Annotated in this window: 19 protein-coding genes; 11 read left to right on the top strand and 8 right to left on the bottom strand. The window is 64.6% G+C overall.

What is annotated here, in order from left to right:
- Positions 1 to 19 precede the first annotated feature (19 nt).
- A complete protein-coding gene (gene purT, locus K9F62_01945; GenBank protein UJX41485.1) occupies positions 20 to 1,201 on the bottom strand; it encodes a formate-dependent phosphoribosylglycinamide formyltransferase in 1,182 nt (393 codons plus the stop codon).
- Positions 1,202 to 1,482: 281 nt separating this feature from the next.
- Here purT and K9F62_01940 point away from each other — a divergent pair, with 281 nt between their 5' ends.
- The 6 genes from K9F62_01940 (at position 1,483) to K9F62_01915 (ending at position 8,747) form a co-directional block, all read left to right on the top strand.
- Positions 1,483 to 2,433 carry an IS1595 family transposase gene (locus K9F62_01940; GenBank protein UJX41484.1) on the top strand — a complete coding sequence of 317 codons (951 nt, stop codon included), beginning with the start codon at positions 1,483 to 1,485 and terminating at the stop codon, positions 2,431 to 2,433.
- Positions 2,434 to 2,536: 103 nt separating this feature from the next.
- Positions 2,537 to 3,187 carry a cyclase family protein gene (locus tag K9F62_01935; protein UJX43103.1) on the top strand — a complete coding sequence of 217 codons (651 nt, stop codon included), beginning with the start codon at positions 2,537 to 2,539 and terminating at the stop codon, positions 3,185 to 3,187.
- Between the two features lie 133 nt (positions 3,188 to 3,320).
- A complete protein-coding gene (locus tag K9F62_01930; GenBank protein ID UJX41483.1) occupies positions 3,321 to 6,329 on the top strand; it encodes a glycosyltransferase family 39 protein in 3,009 nt (1,002 codons plus the stop codon).
- Between the two features lie 703 nt (positions 6,330 to 7,032).
- Positions 7,033 to 7,485: a hypothetical protein gene (locus K9F62_01925; protein UJX41482.1), complete on the top strand. Its 453-nt coding sequence runs from the start codon at positions 7,033 to 7,035 to the stop codon at positions 7,483 to 7,485.
- A 165-nt stretch (positions 7,486 to 7,650) separates the two neighbouring features.
- A complete protein-coding gene (locus tag K9F62_01920) occupies positions 7,651 to 8,280 on the top strand; it encodes a protein RhiA (GenBank protein ID UJX41481.1) in 630 nt (209 codons plus the stop codon).
- 104 nt (positions 8,281 to 8,384) lie between these two features.
- Complete coding sequence (locus K9F62_01915; GenBank protein UJX41480.1) at positions 8,385 to 8,747, top strand: hypothetical protein; 363 nt, start codon at positions 8,385 to 8,387, stop codon at positions 8,745 to 8,747.
- A 40-nt stretch (positions 8,748 to 8,787) separates the two neighbouring features.
- Here K9F62_01915 and K9F62_01910 read toward each other — a convergent pair whose 3' ends face one another.
- Both K9F62_01910 and K9F62_01905 read right to left on the bottom strand, forming a co-directional pair.
- On the bottom strand, positions 8,788 to 10,071 hold the full coding sequence (locus K9F62_01910; protein ID UJX41479.1) for a diguanylate cyclase: 1,284 nt from the start codon (positions 10,069 to 10,071) through the stop codon (positions 8,788 to 8,790).
- Positions 10,068 to 13,355 (bottom strand): PAS domain S-box protein, encoded by a 3,288-nt coding sequence (locus K9F62_01905; protein ID UJX43102.1) that lies wholly within the window; start codon positions 13,353 to 13,355, stop codon positions 10,068 to 10,070. Before K9F62_01905 ends, K9F62_01910 begins: the two co-directional genes overlap by 4 nt.
- Positions 13,356 to 13,708: 353 nt before the next feature.
- Between K9F62_01905 and K9F62_01900 the strand changes: the two genes are divergently transcribed.
- Positions 13,709 to 14,527: a tetratricopeptide repeat protein gene (locus K9F62_01900; protein ID UJX41478.1), complete on the top strand. Its 819-nt coding sequence runs from the start codon at positions 13,709 to 13,711 to the stop codon at positions 14,525 to 14,527.
- A gap of 10 nt (positions 14,528 to 14,537) precedes the next feature.
- Here K9F62_01900 and murI read toward each other — a convergent pair whose 3' ends face one another.
- Together murI and K9F62_01890 are read right to left on the bottom strand one after the other, a co-directional pair.
- The gene (gene murI, locus K9F62_01895) at positions 14,538 to 15,359 is read right to left on the bottom strand and encodes a glutamate racemase (protein ID UJX41477.1); all 822 of its coding nucleotides are present in this window, start codon (positions 15,357 to 15,359) and stop codon (positions 14,538 to 14,540) included.
- A 244-nt stretch (positions 15,360 to 15,603) separates the two neighbouring features.
- A complete protein-coding gene (locus K9F62_01890; GenBank protein UJX41476.1) occupies positions 15,604 to 15,813 on the bottom strand; it encodes a hypothetical protein in 210 nt (69 codons plus the stop codon).
- A gap of 197 nt (positions 15,814 to 16,010) precedes the next feature.
- Here K9F62_01890 and K9F62_01885 point away from each other — a divergent pair, with 197 nt between their 5' ends.
- Entirely contained in the window at positions 16,011 to 17,741 is a 1,731-nt protein-coding gene (locus K9F62_01885; protein UJX41475.1) for a thiamine pyrophosphate-binding protein, read from the top strand.
- Between the two features lie 192 nt (positions 17,742 to 17,933).
- Here K9F62_01885 and K9F62_01880 read toward each other — a convergent pair whose 3' ends face one another.
- Entirely contained in the window at positions 17,934 to 18,953 is a 1,020-nt protein-coding gene (locus K9F62_01880) for an acyltransferase family protein (GenBank protein ID UJX43101.1), read from the bottom strand.
- 287 nt (positions 18,954 to 19,240) lie between these two features.
- Positions 19,241 to 19,891 carry a redoxin domain-containing protein gene (locus K9F62_01875; protein ID UJX41474.1) on the bottom strand — a complete coding sequence of 217 codons (651 nt, stop codon included), beginning with the start codon at positions 19,889 to 19,891 and terminating at the stop codon, positions 19,241 to 19,243.
- Between the two features lie 182 nt (positions 19,892 to 20,073).
- On the opposite strand from K9F62_01875, the gene K9F62_01870 reads away from it, so the two are divergent.
- The 3 genes from K9F62_01870 to K9F62_01860 all read left to right on the top strand — a co-directional run bounded on the left by K9F62_01870 (position 20,074) and on the right by K9F62_01860 (position 23,656).
- Entirely contained in the window at positions 20,074 to 20,439 is a 366-nt protein-coding gene (locus K9F62_01870; GenBank protein ID UJX41473.1) for a hypothetical protein, read from the top strand.
- Positions 20,440 to 20,710: 271 nt separating this feature from the next.
- Entirely contained in the window at positions 20,711 to 21,010 is a 300-nt protein-coding gene (locus K9F62_01865) for a peptide-binding protein (GenBank protein UJX41472.1), read from the top strand.
- 615 nt (positions 21,011 to 21,625) lie between these two features.
- The gene (locus tag K9F62_01860; protein UJX43100.1) at positions 21,626 to 23,656 is read left to right on the top strand and encodes a cache domain-containing protein; all 2,031 of its coding nucleotides are present in this window, start codon (positions 21,626 to 21,628) and stop codon (positions 23,654 to 23,656) included.
- Positions 23,657 to 23,845: 189 nt separating this feature from the next.
- Here K9F62_01860 and K9F62_01855 read toward each other — a convergent pair whose 3' ends face one another.
- Positions 23,846 to 25,105 (bottom strand): DUF362 domain-containing protein, encoded by a 1,260-nt coding sequence (locus tag K9F62_01855; protein ID UJX41471.1) that lies wholly within the window; start codon positions 25,103 to 25,105, stop codon positions 23,846 to 23,848.
- Between the last annotated feature and the right edge of the window lie 56 nt (positions 25,106 to 25,161).

Genomic DNA, 25,161 nt, shown 5'->3' with positions numbered 1-25,161 from the left:
CATCAAGGGCGCTGCGGCTTCAGCAGACGACCTTCACCTGGTCGGCCACGGCGATGGCCTTGGCCTTGGCCTCCTCCACGTCCCGTCCCAAAGCCAGCGCCACGCCCAGACGGCGCAGGCCGTGCACCTCGGGCTTGCCGAAAAGGCGCAAGGCCGTATCCGGCGCGGCCAGGGCCCCCGCGGCGATCTCGTAGGCAGGCGCGGTGGAGTCGCCCTGGCCGAGGACGACGCGCGAGGCGGCCGGGCCGTACTGGCGGATGGCCGGGATGGGCAGCCCCAGGATGGCCCGCACGTGCAGGGCGAACTCGGACAGGTCCTGGGAAATAAGGGTGACCATGCCCGTGTCGTGGGGCCGGGGGGACACTTCCGAGAAGAGCACCTTGTCGCCGGCGACGAAAAGCTCCACGCCGAAAATGCCGCGTCCGCCAAGCGCCCCGGTCACGGCTTCGGCCATGCGTTTGGCCTCGGCCAGGGCCGCCTCGGTCATGGGATGGGGCTGCCAGGACTCGCGGTAGTCGCCCTTTTCCTGGCGGTGGCCGATGGGCGCGCAAAAACTTGTGCCCCCGACATGGCGCACGGTGAGCAGGGTGATCTCGTAGTCGAAGGCGACGAAACCTTCCACGATGACGCGTCCCGCCCCGGCCCGTCCGGCCGTCTGGGCATAGTCCCAGGCCGTCGCGGCCGAAGCCGCGTCCCGGGCCACGCTTTGGCCCTTACCCGAGGAGGACATGGCCGGCTTGACCACGCAGGGAAAACCCACGGCGTCGCAGGCGGCCAGAAATTCTTCTTTCGTGTCGGCGAAGCGGTAAGGCGAGGTGGCAAGGCCCAGCTCCTCGGCGGCCAGCCGACGGATGCCTTCGCGGTCCATGGTCAGCCGGGCGGCCTTGGCCGTGGGCACCACCGTGTAGCCCTCGGCTTCCAGGGCCAGGAGCTCCGGGGTGGCGATGGCCTCGATCTCCGGCACGATGTAATCGGGCTTTTCCGCCTCGATGATGCGGCGCAGGGCGGCCGCGTCGAGCATGCTGACGACGTGGGAGCGGTGGGCGACCTGCATGGCCGGGGCGTTGGCGTAACGGTCCACGGCGATGACCTCGACGCCCAGACGCTGGGCCTCGATGGCCACCTCCTTGCCGAGTTCGCCGGAGCCAAGCAACAACAGTTTGGTGGCCGAAGGGGTCAGGGGCGTGCCGATGCGCGTCATACGATGCCTCCTCAAGGAATATGCTCACAAAACCAGCAAGCTACAGACCAGAGACGTCAAGGACAAGAGGAAAGAATGAGGGAGAGGAGAATGCGAGAGGGGAAACCCTTTAAAAAGGGTTCTCCCCTCTCGCGCTCTCCCCTTCCTAAATTTTATAATAAACAACTGTGTGGTGATTAATGGGTTGTCATCGTTAAAAGTTTTCCTGCTTACACACAATCATCAGCTAATTGTCAGCGGTCATTGTTTTGTGTATTTTCTGGGGGTTGGAGGCGCTGGATATGGCAAGAAACATTGTGCAATTCCAGAAGGGTATGAGCGAAGATGCGTTTGAGGCGCAATTCGGCACCGAGGAGAAATGCTGGGCACACCTCGTGCAATGGCGTTGGCCCGAAGGATTCGTTTGTCCAATTTGCGGCAGGGATAAGTACTCGCTGCTTATTGTTGGCAGGCGACGGCTCTTTCAGTGCTCACATTGCCGTACGCAGACTTCGGTGACCGCTGGCACAATCTTCGCTTCCACCAAAGTTCCCCTCAAGAAGTGGTTCCGCGCCATTTATCACCTCACTCAAAGCAAGGGCGGCATCTCCAGTGTCGAATTAGCCCGCAGACTTGGTGTCACGCAAACGACGGCCTGGAAAATGTCTCACAAGCTGATGCAGGTCATGCTCGAACGTGAACACCAGCAACGTCTCACCGGCCGCGTAGAGATGGACGATGCTTACCTTGGCGGTAAACGACGTGGTGGGAAACGTGGACGTGGTGCCCCAGGAAAAATTCCGTTTATTGCGGCAGTTGAAACGACAAAAAGTGGACAACCACACAAGATGAAGCTGTGCCGAGTCAAAGGTTTTCGGCGTAATGAGGTGCAGCGGGCATCTCAGAAAATCTTGCGTTCCGGGACATTGGTGGTGACGGACCGGTTGCCATGTTTTTCCGAGGTCCAGGCTGCGGGCTGTCGGCACGAACCCGTTCAAGACAGTGGCCGCAAGGCTGTGCAGGACTCAGTATTTAAGTGGGTCAACACCATGCTTGGCAATGTGAAGTCAGCATTATTGGGAACATATCGTGCCGTGAGAGGCAAACATGTGTCGCGCTATCTGGCCTCGTTCGGATATCGATTCAATCGCCGTTATGACTTGGCGACAATGCTCACGCGGTTGGCCTGGGTCTCCTTGCGGACGCCGCCCATGCCTTACAGACTGCTCAAACTGGCTGAGGATTGTGCGTAACCAGGAAAGTTTTTGGGGAGGGGGGTCCGGGGGGAACCCTTTTTTCAAAAAGGGTTCCCCCCGGCGGCCTTTTGTGAGACGGGCCTCCGTGGAGGATATGCCGATGTCCAAAGCCGCCTGGATCGATGTTTCCGTGCCCCTTATGACCGGCCTGCCCGCCTGGCCCGGCGATCCGCCGACCCGCGTCCGCCGCGTGCTGGACCTGGACCGGGGCGACCCGTGCACGGTGTCGGCCCTGGACATGTGCGCCCATGCCGGCACCCACCTGGACGCACCGTCCCATTATCTGCCCGGGGGCGATACCCTGGACGACCTGCCCTTCGACGTGGTGATGGGCCCGGCCCGGGTCATCGCCCTCACGGACCCGCGTGTCATCACGCCCGGGGAACTGCGCCGCCACCGCATCCGTCCCGGCCAGCGCATTCTTTTCAAGACGGCCAATTCCGAACGTTGTTGGGCCTCGCCAGAGTTCGTGGAGGAATTCGTGGACCTCTCCCCCGAGGCAGCGACCTACCTTGCCGCGCGGCAGGTCCGGCTCGTCGGCGTGGATTACCTGTCCGTGTCGGATCATCGCGCCGACGCGGCCGCCATCCACCGCCCGCTGCTTGAGGCCGGAATCTGGATTCTCGAAGGGCTCGACCTGTCGGGCGTTTCTCCGGGGCCGGTGGATCTGGTCTGCCTGCCGCTGCGGCTGGCCGGGGCCGAGGGCGCGCCGGCCAGGGCGCTGGTGCGCCCGGTCGGCCGCCGTGCCTGATTTCCGTTTCCCCGCGGCTTGCGCCGACGAGCCCTAACTTGACAACGCATGAAGGGAGCGGGATAGCGTCAGGGCCATTTTCATATTGTGCGACAAAGCGGGGGCGGGGTGTGGACAAGAGGACGGGCGCGGCATGACGACCGCAAGGGATCGTGGCGGCCGCTGGACATGGGCCCTGCTCGGCATCATTTTGTGCATCGCGGCCTTTATCCGGTTGCATGACCTCGGCATCCCCGAGCTGCAATGGGACGAACGGCTGGCCCTGCACCGGGCTTCCATGCCTGTCGCGCAGCTCTTGGACAGCCTCGACAACCAGTCCGCCTCGGACGTCTCCCTCGACACTTCGCCGCCGCTGCACCATCTCTGCATTCACGTTGCGAGGCTCCTCGGCGACAACGATTTCAACGTGCGCCTGCCGTCCGTGCTGTTCGGCCTGGCTTCGCTGTTGATGGTGTTTCTGGTCGGCCGGCAGTTCTTCGACGCCGAGTCCGGTCTTTGCGCCGCGCTGTACGGGGCCTTGCTGCAATTTCATGTGGCCTATTCCCGCTATATGCGCTGGTACGTCTTTTTCTACACCTTTTCCCTGCTGTCGCTGTACTGTTACCGGCGACTCCTCGACAACAAAACCTGGCGCGCGGTTTTGGCCTATGCCGTGGCCACGGCGCTGATGCTCTACAGCTCCTACCTCGCCGCGCCCTTTGTCCTGGCCCAGATGCTTTTTACGGGGCTTTTGTGCCTGCCGGCCCTGACCGACCGCGCCGCCCGCGCCGAGGTCCGAAAGCTGCTTTTCGCCCACGGGGCCGGGCTGTGTCTGGCCGCGCTTTTCTACCTGCCCCAGGTCAAGGGCCAGCTCGTGGCCTATTACACGTTTTACCACAGCGGCGGCCACGCCTTCGATTTCTACCGCGTGGCCAAGGCGTTTCGGGAAATCACGCTCTATTTCCGGGATTCGGATTTCGCCGGCACCGGCGGGGTGGCCCTTTTCATGCTGGCCGGCCTGGTCTGGCGCTGGCGGGGGAAGGCCGGCCGGAATCTGGGGCTGTTCCTGGTCTGGTGCGCGGTGCCCACCCTGGCCGCCTTTGTCATCAATGTGCAGACCCAGATCACGGCCAAGTATCTGGTCGGGCTGCTCTATGCCGTGCTGCTGCTGGCCGGGGCCGGGGCCATGACGCTTTCCCGCGCCGTCATCGGCCAGGGGCTCGCTCCGGGAAGCCGGGCCTACCGGGCCCTGACCCTGGCCCTAGGCCTTGCCGGCATCCTTTTTATCCTCGGCCCGAATCTCCAGTACGCGGCCCTGTACCGGAGCTGGCAGCACAACGCCCAGCGCTGGGCCCGGTATCTGCTGTTGCACAAGCAGGATGCGGACTCCGTCATGTTCGCGTCCAACCGGGCCAAAAAGGTCATCCTGGAGCGGGAGCTGCACGGGGCCTACCGCTTTTTCGGCGACGTGGCCGGGCAGGGCTATCGCAAGTTTTTTTATGTCATCGGCAAGGGCGACTTCGTGCCGCCGGGGCTGACCCTCGTGGAGGACATGCCCCAGGACGACGAGGTGGTGCTTTTTTTCCGGGGCGGCGTGGTCGGCCAGGCCCCGCTGATGGCCTCGCCGGGCGGCGCCGACGTCTATGCCGATGATTTCACCACGCTGCGGTTTTACGAAACCGTGTGGCAGGCCCACAACGTGGCTCCGGATTACCGGCTCCACGCCCTGTCGCAATTCAGCCTCGACGCACCCGGCCGGGCCACCTGGAAGCTTGTCTCGGCTCCCGGGGCGCGCTGTCGGTCCGTGGCCGTGCGCTTCGACGCGGTCATGCGCGGCAAGATCCGCGTTATGCGTCCCGATGCCCGGCTGCGACTTTTGGCCGGCCAGGACCCGGACAGGATGACGCTGGTCGCGGACATCGATTACGCGAAATTCGTCGCGGCCAACCCGGCCTACGGCCAGCCCGGAGCCACGGGAACGGCCAAGCTGCCCACGGCCGCGACCGTCCCCTGGCCGCGTTCGGACCAGCCGCTTTACGTGCGCCTGGAATTCGTGCCGGGCCATTACGCGGCCTCCATCGACCTGGAGCGTCTGTCTTTTCGCGTCGACGGCGAGGCCGGTGACACTCCCGGCGAGGCGGCCCCGGCCGTGCTGCGCAACATCGCCGCCCACACGCGGCTTGCGCCCTGGAAAGCCGGGGAACAAACCCTTGGCGGCGAAGTCCTGCATGTCTTTAGCGCCGACGATGCCCGGCATCCGCAAGGGGGAGGGACTCTTTCCTGGCAGTCGGCTGCCGACAGGGAACGGTTCGTGGCCGCCCATCCCGGCCTGCCGCCGGTGGCGGTTCTCCGCGATCCGGACGGCGCGCCGGCCTTTTACCTTTACGACGCCCGGCTTGCCGACGCGGCCCTTTCCCTGCCCCAGGGGCGGGAGGAAACGGCCGCCGTGGCGGCGACGACGCCCTGGCCCGTGCGCGGGCTGGCCTATACCGGCGCGACTTCCCGGCCGGTGGTGCGCCTGGGCGGGAAGACCCTGCCCATCCCGTTGTCCGTGCCGGCCGGGGCCCTGGTGGAGCTCAATCCCGGCGGCGAGGGCCTCGTCCACCTCTCGCCCCGGTTCACGCCCAAGGACTTCAACCTTTACAACATGGTCCGCCGGGACAACCTCAACATCCTGGGCGACGCCCTGACCTGTCTGGAGGACCGTCCCTGCCTGGCCGAATACGTCTTCGCTTCCGAGCTTCCCATAAAGGGCGTGCGGGCCATGATCTACCCGGCCCTGCGCACGGACAAGCCCAATTATGCCCGGGTGTTCTACGGCATAAACGCTATCGACGCCCGCCGCGTGTTCCTGGATTTTTCCGAACGCGGCCCGTTGGATGTCTCTTCGACCTACGAGGGGGTGCTGCGGGAAGTGCGGTTCGAGACGCCCGTGCACATCCTGTTCGTGGGCTGCGAGTTGTCGGGGCCGGGCGCGTCCATCCGCTCCAACGCCAAATATCCCATGCGCATCGAAGTGTTGCTCGACGCCGCCGCCTTGCCGTCCATCGCCGCCGATACCTCGCCCACGACCGTTGGCCAGCGGTCCGAGACGGGCGAGCCCATGCGGCTGTGGCTCTCGGGAAGCCCGCTCCCCCTGCGCCAGGTCTGGCAAACCCGCTAGTGCGGCGTTCTCTAAAAAATATAATATTTTTTAGAGAAAAAATAATTAGTTAAATATATTATTCTCAAAATTCGTATGCACGAATTTTGAGAACGCGACACTAGCCCGGGGCCGGGGAAAACGGCGCTGGGTCGTGGGCCGGGGCAGGCATGCCGGCTGGGTGCTGGTGGAACCTCCATCGTCGGAGGCGGGAGTCTCGTCCGTTCTCCGTATTGACCTATATCAAAAATCAGTCTGTACATATCCTTATTTTGATTTCAATGTTTCTTACGCGCGTTTTCGTCGCGCGCAACCGCCATGGGATCGGGGACGCAAGTCGCGGGTCCCCGCACAAGTCCTTTTCTGAAGTATGGCGTGTTGTCGAATCATTGAAAGGCGTTAGGCCAAAGGAGACGTTCATGATCGTAACCCTTGAACACCAGTATTCCATTTCGCTTCCCGCTTCCCTGGTCCATTCCTTGAAGCTGCGCAAAGGGGATAAACTGGAATGTCTGCCGGGGAAGCGGGAACTACGCCTCGTACCCCTGCCGCAGTCCGTAACTGACTCTGTGGAAGACGCGAACGCGTCGCAGTGTGTCCGGCAAATCCCCCTTTTTCCCGGACCGCATCGGAACCCGTCCTCGAGATATGTTGTTTCGGGAAATTCTGTTTACGCGTAAACGGGAGTCCTTTTTCGTTTCTTCGAAAGAAGTCCGCCGAGGTGTTGGCCTATCTGACATGCGAATTGGGAAGGTCAGTCAGCAAGTTGCATCTTTCCGAAGAAATATGGCCATCCGCCGAGTCGCAACAATCCCTTGATTGTCTTTATAAAGCCTGCCGTCATCTGAGAGAAATTCCATTCTCTTCCATTATTCATATGTCGCAGGGGGAGATGCGTGTCTCCCTTGCCGATATGCGCTGTGATCTCGTTGAATTTCGGGGGCACTATGCCGCACGTCAGGATATTGCACGGTGCGAGGCGGCTGTGGAACTCTATCGCGGACCATTACTTGCCGAGAATTGTTACGAGTGGAGTAATGCCTGGGAGGCCTATTACGACATCCGTTATCTTGAAATGCTCAGACTTCTTGCCGAGCATTACGGGAAAGACGGCAATGCGGCAAAGGCTGCCTATTACAGGAGCAAGCTGGGGACGCATATGACGGGTGGACGCTAGGGTCCGGACGTCGCATCGCGCATCGTGACCGGCGCGGGCCGGGAGACGATTCCGGAAACTTTCCGGGTCCGCTCCGTTTTCCGTCCGGCCCGCTGGGGCATGTGTTTACCGCATGGCCGGCGTAGGCGCCACGCGGCCGAAACCATCAACCCATGGGAGGGAATCATGTCTACCCAGTACACGCTCAACGTGAGCAACAGTTCCGCCCGTCCGGGGTATTTTTGCATCTACCAGACGTTTGACGAACAGGAAGTCATGATCAATCTCTTCTCGCTGGCTTGGTTCAGCAAGGGCTGCAATCCCGGCACTCAGGTCAGCTTCAGATGGAGCATTGATTATGGGTTCTGCTGGGGCGAAACCGAAACACTCGTTCCCGGCGTGACTTTTGCCGCCTCCGAAACCAAGGATGGCGATCCGAGCCGGATCGACCAGAATTCCACCAACCTTACGCACAACGCCTTCGGGTACAACTTTACTGGTGCCTCCAAGACTGCTCCTATGGGAACGCTTGGAATTTTCACGGACGATACGGTGCCGGTAAACAAGGCGGCGGTCGGAATCTCCATGGGGGGATCGCCGGCGCTTGTGGTCCAGGCCGGGCCGAATCTTGACTTCATATTCAAGCCTCACCCCAGGTATTGGATTTGCTTCGGCAATTATATCCAGGGGCAGGTGATCGATTTGAACATGATGACGGCGGCCCAGGAAATTGAATTCTTTCCGAATGAATACACAATCTACGCGACGCTCCAGCCGAACAATACCATCAAGGTGAACGGAATGCTCTCCGACTAGGGCAGTCAGACTAGGGCAATCAAGTTGTTTTGATTGCAAAACAAATAATCTTCCGAGTGTCTACCTACAGACACTCGGAAGGTGCAATAGCGAGGAGGCCTATAATGCCGTTACAGAAAACGAACACAGGAAATATCATTCCTGGAATATTTCCGCTTAACGCTACCCAACGTCAAGACTGTCATAAGGCGATCGGCCAAATTGTCTTTGCCGATTTGGGGCGTGGCCCCGGGACACTGCATATTTCCGGCTGCGCGCGAGTGGACGTGCAAAGCGTTTCGCCCCGAGGCGTGGATCTTAATGTTCAAATCGCCGGGAGTTCGGTCGCCGCAGCTTTGGTGGCGCTCACGGTATTGCAGATCACTGACCCGGTAAACCAGGTCGGCGGTGCCAACGGCGCGATATCCGTGCTGGAACAGAGTCTCGACACAGGCACCATTTGGCATCTGGACGGCACCTTGCCGTAAGCGACGACAGGTCCCGGCCGGGCCGGGGAGATTTCCCGCCTCAGCCGGCGACCCGGTTGCGGCCCGTCTCCTTGGCCCGGTAGAGGGCGGCATCGGCCCGGGCGACCAGTTCATGGGCGGGCTCGTCGGCGTCGAGCTCGGCCAGGCCGAAGCTGCACGTCACCTTTCCCGCCGCCGGGAAGGCATGGGCCGCGACGGCCGCGCGCAGCCGTTCGGCCAGCAGTCGCCCCTGTTCCATGTCCGTCTCGGGCGCGACGATGAGAAATTCCTCCCCGCCGTAGCGCCCCAGGATGTCGTGGTCGCGCACGAGTCCGGACACGAGTCCGGTCAGTCCCGCCAATACCGCGTCCCCCGCCTGGTGGCCGAGGCTGTCGTTGACGTCCTTGAAATGGTCGATGTCGAACATGATGACGCAAAGCGGCGTGCCGTGGCGCACGGCCCGGTGCCGTTCGCGCGTCAGGGCCTCGTCGATGCCGGCCCGGTTGGTGATGCCGGTCAGGGCGTCGGTGGTGGCCCGGGTGATGAGCTGGCGGCGCTCCTCGGCCAGGGGCGTGATGTCGGTGAAGGTCAGGATGCGGCGGTCGAGTTCCGGAAAGGCGGCCGAGAAGACGAGGAAGGTGCGCTCCTGGCCGGGTTCGTCGGGCAGTCGCGAGAAAACCGCCTGATGCGTGACGTCCGGCCGGGCGTCGATGCGACCGGCCCAGTCGAAATCCGCGGCTTCGTGGCGGCGACCGTCGAGTTCCAGCACGCGGCCGGCGTGGTGGCCGTCCTTGAGGGCTTCGAGATTGGCCGCGCCGAGAAAATCCAGGAAGGTCCGGTTGACGTAGTCCACCTCGCCGCCGCCGAGGGTCAGGATGAAGTTGGGGTTGATATCCAGGGTGAACTGGAAAAGCCGGGCCCGGGCGGAGGCGGCCCGGGTCTCCAGCAGGCCGGCGGCGAGCTGGCCAAGCCTGGCCAGCAGCTTGTCGGCGTCCACGGGCTTGACCACGTAGCCGTCGATGCCGATGTCGATGGAGCGCAGGAAATATTCCGTGTCGCTGTGGGCGGTGACCAGGACCACCGGCACGCCGGGCGCCTCCGTTTTGATGCGCGCGGCCATGTCCAGGCCGTCCATCCGGGGCATGCTGATGTCGGTGACGACGATGTCGGGGCGCTCGCGGCGAAAGGTTTCCAGCCCCTCGGCCCCGTCGCCGGCCGTGGTCAGTCTGGCGGCGAAGCGTGACAGCAAAAGCCCCATATGTTCCCGGGCGAACGGATCGTCCTCCACGACCATGATGTGGAGCCTGGACAGGGAGCGGTATTTATCTTTGGACGATTTGGTCATGGGCGGAAACTCCCTGGGGGTGATTGGGAAATGTCGGCGGCGGACGGGGCGGTCCCTTCCGGCGGGTCGAGGGGAATGCGGATGGTCAGGCGCGCCCCGTTGCCGAGGTTTTGGGCCGTGAGCCGGCCGCGCAGGTGGTCCTCCACGATGGTCTTGGACATGTAGAGCCCGAGCCCCGTGCCGCCCCTGTCGGACTTGGTGGTGAAGTAGGGGTCGAAAACGCGGTTCAGGATGGCCCCCGGGATGCCGCCGCCGTTGTCCGTCACGTGGATGACGGCCTGGCCCTGGCGGGCCATGACCCGGATGGCGATGACCCCGCCCTGTTGCCGCGAGGCCAGGATGGCGTCCTTGGCGTTGCCGAGCAGGTTGAGCACGACCTGGGAGAACTCGCCGCGAAAACCGGTGACCCGGGGATTGTGCCGGGCCGTGAAGCGCACGGCCACGCCGTGCTGGGCCAGGCTCGCCTCGATAAGGAGCAGGGCGTCGCTTACGGCCGCCACCACGAAGAAGGGGCCGCGCTGCTTGTCGGGGCGGAAGAAATTGCGGAAGTCGTCGATGGTCGAGGACATCTTGCGCAGGATCTCGCCGGCCTGGCGGTGGGCGGCGATGAGGCTTGCTGTGTCGCCCTCGCAGACGTTCTCGTATTCGAAGCGCATGTTGGCCAAGACGATGGACAGGGCGTTTAAAGGCTGTCGCCATTGGTGGGCGATGTTGCCGATCATCTCGCCCATGGCCGCGAGCCTGGTCTGATTGAGGAGCAGGATGTCCTTTTGCCGGTTCTTTTCGGTTTCCTCGCGCACCCGCCGGGCCAGGTCGCGGTTGAGCGCCGAGATATCCGCCTGCCGGGCGGCCAGGGCGGCCAGGACCCGCTTGCGTTCCGTGACATCGCGCACGTTGGCCAAAATGACGTCGCGTTCGGGGAGCTTCAAGCGCCGCAGATAGATTTCCACATCGAACACGCTGCCGTCATGGGGGCGTCTGGCCTTCCATTCGAAAAAGTGCTCCTCGCCGGCCATGACCTCCTGCCAGTAGGCGACGATTTTCCCGGACGGATTGCCCGGGGCGGAGTAGTCGTGCTCGATGGAATACTGGGGGGCTTCGTCGCGACGCACGCCGTAAAGCTCGAGCATCTTGTCGTTGCAGTCCAGGATGTCGCCGTTCACGTCGTGGAGGAAAATGGCGTCATAGGTGCTGTTGAAGACCTTGCGGAAGCGTTCCTCGGAGGCCGCCAGCGCCTGCCCTGCCGCCCGGCGCTCGGAGATGTCGCGGTAAAAGCCCAGGATGGCCGGCCGGCCGCCGTAGGTGATGGGCTGGGCCGCGATGTCCGCGTAAAAGACGCTCCCGTCCTTGCGCTGGCAGGGGATGCCCTCCATCAGGTGCAGTCTCCCGGCGTTAATTTCGCCAAAACGCGTAATCGAGGTTTCCCGCTCGTCTTCCGGATGCAGGTCCCAGGGGGAGAGTGCGGTCAGTTGTCGGCGGTCATAGCCGAACATGCGGCAGGCGGCGGTGTTGACCCTGATCACGGCCTGGTTGGCCACGTCGACGATGATCAGCCCGTCGGAGGTCTCGTTGTAGATGGCCTCCAGCTCCTCGTTGGATTCCCGCAGCCGGGACAGGGCCTCACGGTAGTCGGTGATGTCGCGGGACAGGGTCACGAGTCCCTTGGGCCGGCCGTTGTCGTGGAAAAGCGGGGCCTTGATCACGTCGAAGTGGCGGGTCTGGCCGTCGACTCCGGTCAGGGACAACGCGAAGACGCGGGTCTGGCCGGCGGCCCAGGTTTCGGCGTCGGTCGCGGCCGCGTCGGCCAGGGCCTGCCGGTCGCCGGCGCTTTGGACCGCCAGGGCCGCGTCGGTCTCCCCTTTCCAGAAGACGCCGGCCAGTCCGAATGCCTCGATCTGGGCCGGGTTGGCCACGATCCAGCGGCCGCCGGCGTCCTTGAAGCAGACCGGATCGGGCATGGCGTCGAGCAGGGAACGCAGGCGCTGTTCGCTGGCGGCTAGGTCCCGGGCGGCGCGGCGGCGCTCCGAGGTCTCCAGCGCCAGGGACAGGGTGTCGGCCAGGGAACCGGCAAAGGCCTGCTCGTCGTCGGCGAACCGGCGCGGGTTGCCGACATGGTGCAGGGTGAGCACCCCGGCCAGCCGGCCGGAGAAGCGGAAGGGCGCATCGAGCAGCGAGGCGACGCCCCGCTTGTCGAGAAAGGTGGCGGCCAGGTCCCGCGTCAGGGGCGAGACGGCGGCGTTTTCGGCCACGATGACGCGTTCGTGGGCGATGGCATCGAAATAGTCCGGATAATCGGCCCGGCTCAGCTCGACGCCCGTGTCCGCTTGTCCCGGTCCGCCGTCGAGCAGGCACAGCAGGCGCTGTCGATCGGGGGAAAGGAGCCAGACGCCGGCTCTGGCCACGCCGAGCACGCGCGTGGCTCGGTTGAGCAGGGTGGCGGCAAAGGTTTTGAATTGGCCGCTTTCCAGGGAGTCGAGGCTGCTGAGCTCGAAGATGGCCTGGGCCTGGGCACCCAGACGTACCAGACGATTGTTGAGGTCCTGTTCGCGCAGCCCGATTTCCCGAAACAGCAGGTCATAGGGGCGGCTTATGCCCGTGACCACGATGGCCTGGCAACTGAGGGCATAGCCGAGCACCTTGGCCGCGTGGCCCAGAATGCGCGACACGACGACATCCGCCGGCCAGGCGAAGGCCGCGTCGGACAGGGCCAGGCAGGCCGTCGCTCCAAGCAGCAGCCGCACCACGGGGCTGGCCAGCCGGTCGCGGGAGCGCAGCAGCCCAAGGCCCGCCCCGACGAAAAGCAGCATCGGGATCAGACGGTCCACCGACGCATCGGAGGCGGGAAGGTCAAGCGCCCCGGCGGCCGGCGACAGCATCGCCACGGCGGCGAAGGTCAGCACCAGCAATACGTTGAGGCCCCCGACCAGGGCCAGGGGACCGCCGACGACCGAGGTGTTGGTGCCGCGCAGCGTCCAGGCCCCGACGCAAAGCGACAAGGCAAAGGCGATGTGGGAGCCGGTCCAAACGGCGGCGGCCAGCCCGGGCGGCAGCGGCAGTCGGACCAGCCCGGCGTTTAGCAGCAAATAGGCGGCGTCGAAGCCGGCGGCGACCAGGAAGGCCAGCCCGAGGACCAGGAAAAAAGCGTGCTCGACAAAGGCCCTGGCGTTCCAGATGACCAGAAAGGCGGCAACTCCCGCGATCACGCAGGTCAGCTCGGACAGGACGTGGAACAGCGGGAGGTCGAAGACGGCAATGACGCAGAGCGCGGCAACGGACAGGGCCATGGAGGTCCGGCCGCCGGCCGGAAAGGCGGATGATGCGTCGGGCTTTACGGCGCTCATGCGGGAACGGATTCGGTCAGCCGGGTGCCGGCGCAACGACTGGCTTTGGCTTGATCGGAGGGCTCGAGGCGGTTCACTGAGACTCCATGCGGGGTGGGGCGACCAAGCGTGCCGCCTGGACAAGTCCTTACCATGTACGATTGCGCCGTTCCCGCGTCAAGGTGGGCGGTCACGACTCACGACAGGGGACCCGAATTGACACGGGCTGGCGACGGCGTTACTGCGCCGGCGATCGGAATTTTTCGGCCGGACGTCCGGGGCGGGGAAAAACGCCGTGACGGCAGGAGGTTGGCAGCATGAACCGGTTTTCCGTTCGGGGTGTGATCCTTGTCCTGGCCCTGTGGTGCCTGGCCGTGTCCTTCGGGGGCTGCGCCAGGAAAGCCCCGACGCCGGTTCCCGCCGCTCCCGTCCCTTCGGCCGCCGAACGTCTGGCCACCGGGAAAAAGGCTTTTTCGGCCGGAAAATACAAGGCCGCCCTGCCGGATCTGGCCGCCGCGGCCAGGCAGGACCCGGGGCTGGCCGAGGCCCATTTCTATCTGGGACTTTGCGCCGCCAAGACCGGCGACGCCGCGCGCGCCGTGACCGAACTTTCGCGGGCGGCCGCGACCGATGCCGCCGATCCGCGCCCGCTCGAGGCCCTGGGCATCCTGCAATACGGGGCCGGTGAGCGCCAGGCGGCGCGCACTTCACTCGACGCGGCCATCGACCGGGGATCGAAGAACGCCCAGGCCTTCTATTACCGGGCCAACCTGGCCATGACCGCCGGCGATTGCCGCCATGCCCTGGCCGCTTATCGCCAGGCCATGCGCCTCGACCCGGCCTTTGCCGCCGCCGGGGTGGAATACCAAAGCGCCCGCATGGCCTGCGCCAGGGCCGAGACGCCGCCCAAAGTCCCGGCTCCGTTCACGCCGAAACCCGCGCCCAGGTCCACCCCCGCTCCCAACCACAAGGCCGCGCCCGCGTCCAAGCCGGCATCCGCCGCCAAGTCCGTTCCGGCCACAGCTCCCGGCAAGGGGGGGCAGGCTTCGGCCGAGCCGGAAGCCTTGCCGGCCAAGACCCAGCCCCCGGCGGTCTCCCAGCCTTCCGTGACGAGCCCCGCTCCGGCAATGCCGTAGCCGCCGCCGGCTACAGCTTTTCCAGGCGCACGTCCTCCATGGGACGGCCGAGGAACCGTTCGCCGATCTCCCGGAATTTTCGCGGCACGTCCGTGACGTGGAACACATGGTGCGGCGCGTCTGGCGTGTCCGGGCCGTCCGGCGCGGCCAGCCCCAGGTAGCCCAGCACGGCGGCGGCGCGTTCGGCCACGGCCGTGGCCGAGTCTTGCAGGCGCACGCCCGGTCCCGCCACCTCGGCCAGAAGGGGAGCCAACAGCGGATAATGGGTGCAGCCAAGGATGAGCGTGTCGAGGTTCTCGGCCAGAAGCGGGGTCAGGTATTCCTCGGCCACCAGACGCGTGGCCGGGTGGGTCAGCCAGCCTTCCTCGACCAGGGGCACGAACAGCGGGCAGGCTTTCGAGGCGGTGAAGACTTCCGGACCGCCCAGGGCGGCCAGGGCCGATTCGTAGGCCCGGCTGGCAATGGTCGAGGGCGTGGCGATGATGCCGATGCGTTTGGTCCTGGTCGCGGCCAGGGCACTGGCCGCTCCGGCCGAGATGACCTCGAGGACCGGGGCCGGGGACAGGGCGGCGATGGCCGGCAGGGCCACGGCGGCCATGGTGTTGCAGGCGACGATCAGGAGCTTGACGTTTTTCGCCAGCAGAAAATTCGTGATCTGGCCGGCGTAGCGGGCCACCGTGTCCGGGGACTTGACGCCGTAGGGCACGCGGGCCGTGTCGCCGAAATAGACGATGGATTCGCGCGGCAGGCGGTCCATGACGGCCCGGACGACCGTCAGGCCGCCGACGCCGGAGTCGAAGATGCCGATGGGGCAGGAACTGTCACAATGCACAACGAAGCCTTTGGGCGCGGAGATGGTGTGTCGTCAAGGAGTTTTTCGAGGAGGATGCGAGAGGGGGACCCTTTTTGAAAAAAGTGTTCCCCTCTCGCGCTCTCCCCTCCCAAAAACGTTTAACGGTTACAGGCTGATAATGATAACGCTCTGTAATCGCTAAAAGTCTTTGGAAAGGGGGCCTGGGGGAAGAACCTTTCTGCAAGAAAGGTTTTCCCCCAGTACTCTTTTTACAAAGTCTCTTTTAACCGAAACGACTGATATCGGTCTTGCAGGCGTCGTCCCATTCCAGGCAGTCGAGGTCGGTGATGGCCTCGAATTCGTTCAAGCAGCGCTGGCATTTTTGGGCCACGGCCACCTTGCCGGCCTTGACGTCGGCCTCGGTCGCCTCGACCGTGACCTTTTCCCCGCAGCTCGGGCACACGGCCGTGAATTTCGCTTTCTTTTCCGCCACGTCGGACTCCTTTGACAGGTTTTTCCGCCCGGCCCGTCCCCGGGCTTCAGGCCAAGCATCGCCGCCAAGGGTAGCACCCGATCCCGGACGGAGGCAATGCACGCCGCCGTCCGACCGCAACCCGGCCGCATCCTTGACGCCTGTGCGCTCTCGAAGCATCATGGCCTATGTGATGCAATCCCAACACGGGAGGGGGCATGCGGACCACGGCCTATCTGCTTGAAAGCCTTGTCGCCGAGGGTGTGGGGCACACGTTTCTGGTCCCTGGCGGTCTTGTCGATCCCTTTTTGCCCGATCTCGCCGCCACGCCGGGCATGACGCCCATCGTGGCCGCCCACGAATCCGGCGCGGCCTACATGGCCGACGGCTATGCCCGGGCCTCGGGCCGCTTCGGCGTGGCCCTGGCCATCGGCGGCCCGGGCGTGACCAACATGGTGACGGCCGCCGCCTCGGCCCGGGCCGACGCCTCGCCGGTGCTTTTCGTCACCGGGCAGGTGCCGACCGACTGGGAAGGACGCGGCGGGTTCCAGGACTCCTCGCCGGCTTCGCTCAACGACGTGGAGCTGCTCTCTCCGGTCACGGCGCTGTCCCTTTCCGTGGAAAATCCGCACCTCGCCCACCATCACCTGCGGGCCTGCCTGACGCGCATGCTGGCCGGCCCCAAGGCCCCGGTCCACATGAGCCTGCCCCTGGACGTGCAGCGGGCGGAGGTGGCCTCGCCCTGGGAGCCGCTCGACGCCTCGATTTATCGGCCGCGTTTCGTCGACGGCAGCGCCGTGGAGCGGCTGTGGCGCGTGCTGGTGCCGGACGGCGGCGGCGAGGCCCCCACGCGGGTGGCCATCCTGGCCGGGGCCGGGGTGGAGAAATCCGGGGCCACGGACTGCCTGATCGCCTTTGCCGAGCAGTTCCAAATCCCGGTGGCCACCACCTTGCGGGCCAAGGGGGTGTTCCCGGAGGACCACCGTCTTTCGCTCGGCATCTTCGGCTATGCCGGCCACCGCTACGCCATCGAGACGTTCCTGTCCGGCCAGGTGGAGGTGCTCATCGTGCTCGGCAGTGGCCTGTCCCAGCGCGACACCCTTTTCTGGGACAGGAAGATGCTGCCCACGCGGGCCCTGGTCCATGTGGACGTGGACCCGACGACCATCGGCCGCACCTTCCATACCCACGTGCCCATTGTGGGGGATTGCCGGGCGGCGCTGTCCCTGATGATGGAGGGGGGCTCGGCCAGGGTCATGCACCTGCGGGCCGGCAACCAGTCGCGGGCGGCCTGGCTGGCCTCCATCCGGGCGGCCGGGCCGCGCGAGTACGACCCCGACCATGCCGCAAGCGACGCCGTGCCCCTGCACCCGGCGCGGGTGGCGGCCGAACTGCGCCGGGCCCTGCCCCGGGAGGCGGCCGTGGCCGTGGACTCGGGAGCACATCGGGCCTTTTTCGCCCATTATTTCAAGTCCTACGGTCCGAGAACCTATTATACGGCGTCCAACCTCGGCCCCATGGGCTGGGCCATCCCGGCGGCGGTGGGCATCAAGGCGGCCCTGGGCCAAACGCCTGTCGCCTGCGTGACCGGCGACGGCTGCATGCTCATGCACGGCATGGAGGTGGCCACGGCGGCCCGCTACGGCCTGCCGATCCTTTTCGTGGTGGTCAACAACAACGCCCTGGGCAACGTCTGGCTGCGGGCCATCCAGGAAGGCCCCGGCCCTGGATCCCTGGCCGAACTGCCGGGCCACGACTTTGCCGCCTTCGGCCGGGCCATGGGCGCGCGCGGCCTCACGGTGACCAGGCCCGAGGAACTGGCCCCGGCCTTTGCCGAAGCCCTGTCCGGAGAAGGACCATGCGTGGTGGACGTGCGCTGCGACAGACGCTTCACCACCCCCGTCACGCCCTACTCCGAAGCCAAGAAGGAATGGGTGGACGACGATTAGGGGATGGGGAGTGGAAAAGGCGCCGGGGGGAACCCTTTTCTGAAGAAAAGGGTTCCCCCCGGACCCCCTTCCCAAAAGACTTTTGGCGATTACAGGATATTGTCACTATCCATTTGTAACCGTTAAACGTTTTTGGGAGGGGAGAGCGCGAGAGGGGGACCCTTTTTTCAAAAAGGGTCCCCCTCTCGCATCTCATCCCGGAAAGAAATACTTCACCCCCGGGACGCGGCTGCCGATGGCGTACAGGAGCAGGCAGGCGGCGAAGGCCAGGGGCGTGTGGACGCACACGCTCATGAAGAGGCTGGTCGGGCCGATGAAGTGGGTCAGTCGGGAAAGCGCCAGGACGTGGTAGATGTAGACGGTGAAGGTCGCGCCGGCCAGAAATCGCAGCGTCTTGGGCGACGGCCCGGTGAGGCCTTGGAGGCACAGCTTGAACAGGCAGGCGCACAGGAGCAGCACCAGCGGCGAGGCGGGATCGTAAAAGCGCACGTCCAGCCGGCCGAAGGGCAGGGAAAAGTCGGCCGTGAGCCCGGCCGTGGCGACAATGGCGACGCCCATGCCGCATACGAGAAAGAGCGGCGGGACGCGCCGGGGCGAGGCGGCAAGCAGGTAGCCCAGGATGAAATAGCCGGTGTGCGGGAAAAAAAGCATGTTCGCGACCGGAATCGTCACATCCAGGAAGCGCAGCCAGGGCGCGACGACGCAGTATGCCGCCCACAGGGCCACGAACAGCCAGGCCGCGCGTTTGTCGGCGGCAATCGGCCGCAGGATCGGGGCGACAAGCGCCAGCCCCAGAAATTCCCACATGAACCACAGGTGAAAGCCCAGGTTGGCCCGCACATTGTAAAAGACGGTGTTGAAAAGCCCCGTCGGGTCGCCCTGGCTGATGGCCAGCGCCTTGTAGGCAACAAGGCCCCCCAGAAGCGGCAGGCCGTAGCGCAGGGCCACCCGGCCGAAATGGGCCGGCAGGGACGGGAAATCGCGGCGCAGCATCAGCGCCCCGCTGATCATGAAAAAAAGCGGCACGGCCTGGCGCGTGGCGGCGCTTAAAAGGTCGGCCGCCATCCAGGTCAGGGAATCATCCACCCGCTCGACGTTCGGCACCAGGGCGTGCAGCAGCACGACGCTGACGCAGCCGATGAGTTTCAGGGCGTCCAAAGAGCACAGGCGCTTATTCGGTCCGGCCGCAGGCGCGGTCGGGGCGACGGGAATGAGTGGCTGCACGCCGCGCACGGTAGGGCATGGCTGCCGAGGCGTCAAATGAGGAGGGGGAGGGAAGCGATGAGGATGCCGGGGGGAACCCTTTTCTGAAGAAAAGGGTTCCCCCCGGACCCCCCTCCCAAAAGACTTTTAATAATAGCTAATAGTTGGGTGCGTAAGGCTCGCCCCGTTATAAACTTTAGGAAGGGGAGAGCGCGAGAGGGGAGAACCCTTTCTTGAAAGGGTTTCCCCTCTCGCACTGTCTTCCTTAATCCTATCCTATCCTGTCCTATCCTAAACTATCCCTTGAGCGCGTCGTAGACGTTGCCCACGATTTTTTCCGAAGGGGTCAGGGTCTTTTCGCCGGGGGTCCATTTGGCCGGGCAGGCTTCGGCCGGGTGTTCGCGCAGGTGCAGGTTGGCCTGGCATTTGCGCAGCAGTTCGTCGGCGTTGCGGCCCACGTTGTAGAAGTTGACTTCCTTGGACACCAGCACCCCGTCGGGGTTGATGATGAAGGTGCCGCGAAGGGCCAGCCCGGATTCCGGATCGTAGACGCCGAAGTAGCGCGCGACCTGGCCGGTGGGGTCGGCGGCCATCTTGAATTTGACGTTTTCCAGCAGCCTTTCGCTGTTGCGCCAGGCCAGGTGGGCGAATTCGGTGTCCGTGGACACGGAGAAGACCTCGAAGCCCATCTTGGACAGTTCCGCGTGCTTGGTGGCGAGGTCGGCCAGTTCGGTGGGGCACACGAAGGTGAAGTCGGCCGGGTAGAAGACCAGGATGGTCCATTTGCCGGCTTTCTGGAGCTCTTCCATGGACATCTCGCCGAACCCGCCCTCGGTCGGGTCGTAGACCTTCATGGAAAAGTCGACCACTTCCTGGCCGACGGTGGCTTCGGGCACTTCGATGCAGCATTCCTCGTCGTATTCGTGTTCATGTTCGTGATCGTGCATGGGGACGTCCTTCATGTTTGGGGTTGCCGAAATCGGTCCGGTTCTCTTTGCAGCTTATGGACCGGCCGGGGACAAAAGGCAATATGCGTCGGTTACGGGCGGGGCCGTCTCTGGACAAGGTCCGCCCGAGCCGCTAGTTTTTGAAAATACACCACTCCGGGCCTACCCCTCAGGGAGGAACCATGTTGCATCCGCTTCTGTCGCCAAGGCGTGTTTTGTTCGCGGCGATTCTGTGCGCCCTGGCGCTTTTCGCCGCGCCGTCGTCGGCCCCGGCCCAGCAGGTCAATCCGTACGGGAATTGTTGCGTGGCCCAGGTGACCATGGACAACGACTCCGCCAACTCCTGGACCGTCATCTGCGGTTCCTGCGCGACCAATCCCGGCCGCTACACCGTAACCCAGCCGGACCCGGCCAAGCTTGTTTTTCTCGGGCCGAACGGGGTTTCGGCCGGCAGTCCGTATGACGCGGCTGTGGCCATCTGCCGCTGTCCCTCCCAGAACGCTCGCCGGGCCTGGGAGAAGAAGATGCGGACGTTCGAGGGCAACTAGCCCGAGGTGCTTTGGGAAAGAGTTCGGTGTTTTGTCAACAGAAATAACGTGTTGTGACATGGTATGCCAGGTTTTGCGCTGTCGTTGCCTGGAGTCGGAGCCGGTTCGTCCCGGAAATGGGCCGGCCGGTCGGGTGTCGTTCATGGGCACACCATGGCCATGTTTTCGGGAAAAGGCAATAGGATTGATTCCTATTTTCATCTAAAGACCATTTTTTTGTAGCGGGAACGGCGTGGCGTCGGCGTCGTCGTTCCCGTTCGTCGGAGGAATCATGCGTGTTGTCGCGTTGCGTCTGCTTGTCTCCGTCCTGTTGGCCGCAAGCCTGGGGCTGGCCGGTTGTGCCGGGCGTCCGGCCCCGGCCGCGCCTGTCGATCCCCAGTCCGTGCGCACGGTGCGCGCGGCGCTGCTCAATTTGCTGTCCTGTCCGAGTGTGACCTGTTCGGTGGTCGAAGACCTGCACGCCGGGGAAAAGGTGGCGTTGCTCACCCCCGAGATCAACGGTTGGTATCAGGTCCGGGTGCTGGGCGACGGCCGGGAGGGGTATTTGCAGGCGCGGTTTCTCGGCCGTTAGGGCGGGATTGTCAAAAAAAGAAATAGTGTTTTTTATAATACTGGAGCAGAATATCTCCCCTGCGGCAGGCGTGGGAGCGCCACGCGGGGAGGCGGCAGAGAGAAAGGTTCGGGCGCGCCCGGACGGATGACGCCGGCTGGGCGGAGGGTCGGCCTGTGCCGTAGTAAGGCTTTCTCCGGATGACGCCCGCGGCGGCGTCACTGCTGTGACCGCATCCTGATGCGGCAAAGCGCGGCATGCAGTGTTGCCGGCCGCGTCTGGTTGGTGTTGCGCTTTTGTCCGCAACGCGGCCGTCCGCAATCGTCTTGTGTTTCAAAAAATACGACTTTTTCTTTCTCCCGCCAGGTGTGTCGTTTTTTATCGACATGCCGGGCTGTTGCCTTTGTCGCAATGGCGCTCGCCCGGGTGCCGTTGCGGACTGGGATTGTCGGGATTTGTGAAAATATTATTTTTCAAGCGCCGAAACAGTGGCAAATCGCCTGTCGCGTCGCGAAGCGGCTTTGCAAGAAAGATATTTTCACTTACTGTCCGTTCATGTTGTAACAATGGATGGTTCCCTTTTTCACAAAAGACTCTCCCGGGACCTCCCGGCGGCCATCGGAGGTGCGTATGCGACTGCGACTGTCCCTCACCGGCAAGATCATCGCCTTGCTCCTTTTTACCGTCCTCCTGCTCACGGCGGCCATCTCCCTGACCGTACACCATTACCTCTCCGCCGGGCTCAACCGCATCAGCCAGCAGCAGATCAACAGCAAGGCCGACGCCGTGGACTTCATGCTCAAGCAGGCCGGGCAGGAGGTCAAGGGCGCGACGTTCATGCTGGCCACGCGCCCCGATGTGGTGGCGGCCGTTGCGGCTGGGGACAAGGCCAAGCTGGTGGAGATCGCCAAAGAGGCCCAACGGGAATTGCGCATTCAGTTCGTGACCATCGCCAATGCCCAGGGCGTGGTCCTGGCCCGCAGCCATTCGCCGAAATCGGGCGATTCCATCAAGAAACAGATCAACGTGCAAAAGGCTCTGACCGGACAGGCCTCGCTTGGGCTGGAAGAAGGCACGGCCGTCAAGTTTTCGCTGCGTGCCGGGTGTCCCGTCAGGGTGGACGGCAAGGTGATCGGCACCGTGACCACGGGCATCAACCTTTCCTCCAGCAATGCCTTCGTGGATGAGATCAAGAAGGTGCTCGGCACGGAATGCACCATCTTTTACGGCGATACCCGCGTGGCCACCACCATCGAGCGCGGCGGCAAGCGGGCCATCGGCACCCGCATGGACAACCCCGAGGTGCTCGATACGGTCATCACCAAGGGCAATCGCTTCCTCAAGATCAACAAGATCATCGGCCGGGACTACAACACGGCCTACTGGCCCATGGTCGGGGCCGACGGCAAGATCACGGGCATGCTTTTTATCGGCAGCGAGCGCGACGGTATCGCGGCCACGGAACGCACCATCTTCTATTCCGTGCTGGCCGCGTCCAGCGTGGTGGCCCTGGTGGTGCTGGTGGTGGGATTTTTCACCGCCCGGGGCATGACCTCGCCGTTGCGCCGAGTCATCGAGCTGGCCCGCAAGGTGGCCAAGGGCGACTTGGAGGCCAAGCCACAAGGGCGTTTTTCCGGCGAGATGGGCGACCTTGTCGGCGCCATCGAGAAGATGGTGTCGGGCCTTAAGGCCAAGATCGCCGAGGCCGAGATCATGAGCCAGGAAGCCGGCGAGGAGGCGGCCCAGGCCGAGATCGCCCGCAAGGAGGCCGAACAGGCCCGGGAACAGGCCGAGGTGGCCAAGCGGGAAGGAATGCTGGAGGCGGCCGATCAGCTCGGCCATGTGGTCGAGAGCATCATCGACGCCTCGGGCGAGCTGGAAAACCAGGTGGATCATGTGCGCAGCGGCGCCGACCAACAGCGCGACCGCCTGCGCGAGGTGGTGGAAGCCATCTCCCAGATGACGTCCACCGTGCTCGACGTGGCCAAGAACGCCTCCCGGGCCGCCCAGTCCGCCGATGACACCAAGTCCAAGGCCTCGGCCGGGAGCTCCGTGGTCGAGGATTCCGTGCGTTCCATCGGCCGGGTCAACACCGTGTCCACGGACCTCAAGACCGCCATGAGCGCGCTGGGCGAACAGACCCAGGCCATCGGCCGCGTCATGTCCGTCATCTCCGACATCGCCGACCAGACCAACCTGCTGGCCTTAAATGCCGCCATCGAGGCCGCCCGGGCTGGCGAGGCCGGACGCGGCTTCGCGGTCGTGGCCGACGAGGTGCGCAAGCTCGCCGAAAAGACCATGACCGCCACCAAGGAAGTGGGGCAGGCCATTGTCAGCATCCAGCAGTCCGTGGCCGGCAATATCGAGAATGTGGACAAGGCGGCCGTGGCCGTGTCCGAGGCCACCGGGCTGGCCGAGAAGTCCGGCGGCGTGTTGCGCGAGATTCTCGATCTGGCCGAGACCAGCGCCCGGGAGGTGGCCGGCATCGCCGCCGCCGCCGAACAACAGTCGGCCGCGGCCGAGCAGATCAACAAGGCCATGAACGAGGTCAGCGAGGTGGTGGAATCCACCAGCTCCGGCATGCACGAATCCGCCCAGGCCGTGCACGCCCTGGCCGACCTGTCCGGCGACATGGATCAGATTATCGAAAAGCTGCGCAAGGCCTGAGAAGGCAGCGGAACGCCGCGCCGGCGGAGGGGACTTTCCCTGGAAGGTCCCCTTCTTACGTCTTGTCGGACTGGACCGTCCGCTTCGACGGCCGGGCGGTCCAGTCCCGATCGGGAGGCCTCGTCCGTGCCCTGGCCAGGACGGGGAAGCCCCCCCGCTTCGGGGGGAATGCCGAACCGGGGCGGCGCGTCACCGCCCGGGGCGGCCGAGAGCCCGGACCAGGGCGTCGTATTGGCGCAGCTGTTCGGCCAGAAAGCCCTGTTCGCCATGAAAGGCCAGGGCCTTTCGCGGACAGGTCAGAAAGCAGTACAGGCAGCCCAGGCAGTCCGGATGCCCGCCCTGCGCGGCAACCTCTGCCGGGTCCAGGCCGGACGGGCAGAAATCCCGGCACACCCCGCAGTCGTCGCAGGCCGCCCGGTCAAGGCTGAGCCCGTCGCAGCGCATCTCCTCGCGGCAAAAAACGTCCTGCCGCAGGCCCGTCTTGAAAAGCAGCGCCCCGAACCAGTCCGTGCCGGCCAGGTAGCGGAAAAGGGCCGTGTTGCGCACGGCCAGGAAATACTTCTGCCGGACCGGGCTGTGGATGAAGCTCGCGATCCTGCCGGCGACCGGCGGGGCGAACGGACGCCCGGCTAGAAGCGGCAGGGCGCGTCCGTCGCAAAAGGCGTCCATTGCCGGCGTGACCAGGCCTCGTCGGCGGGCCTCGGCCAGGGGCCGCACCTTCTCGGCCGGGAATTCGGCCATTTTGGCGCAGGCCAGGTCGATCAGGTAGGGATTTTCCCCGACAATCAGCGTGTCCAGGCGCAGCGGCGTGCCGCGCGTGGGGCCGAGCCCCTCCATGGCGACGAGGGCGTCCACGATATGCAGGCCCGGGCGCACGGCGAGGTTCAGGTTGACGATGTTGGCGGCCAGGCTCTGGTGGGTCTTTTTCTTGTTTTCCTGGCCGACCAGGCAGCCCATGAGGTTTTTGAGGCATACGGACATGCCGGCCTCGAAATGGGTCTTGAGCTTGGGCAGGTTGATGACCAGCGCCGCATCGACCACCGGCGCGGCCACCATGGCCGTGACCCCGTTTTCAAAGGCCACGGGCCGGCCCGGGGCGTCGTTGAGGTCCAGCACCGGGCAGCCGAAGCGCGCCGCCGCCTTGTCCACCATAAGCCGCCCGATGACGCCGATCCTGTTGCGGTAAAAGCCGGAATTGGTCCCCTCGCCGACCGTGACGTCGCTGTAGCCGGCGTCGCGCAGGTACCCGAGCAGGGCGCAGAGCAGGCGCAAATCCGTGGTGTTGCCGGTCAGCGCGTTCATGTTGGCGTTGAGATTGGGCTTGACCAGGATGGGCGCGGCCCGGTCGGCGGGAAAAACGTGGGCATAGGCGGGCAGGACGTCGGCCAGGGCCCGGGCCGCCTGGGCCAGGGATGCGGCCCGGCGGATATCCAGGCGGAATGCGGTCATGGGCGCTCCGGGGCAGGGGTTGGCGTTGCAGGGACGGCGGCAGGCCGCTGCCCGAT

Origin of the sequence: Desulfovibrio sp. JY (assembly GCA_021730285.1) — a bacterium.
GTDB lineage: Bacteria > Desulfobacterota > Desulfovibrionia > Desulfovibrionales > Desulfovibrionaceae > Solidesulfovibrio.
This window is presented reverse-complemented; position numbering and strand designations above follow the sequence as displayed.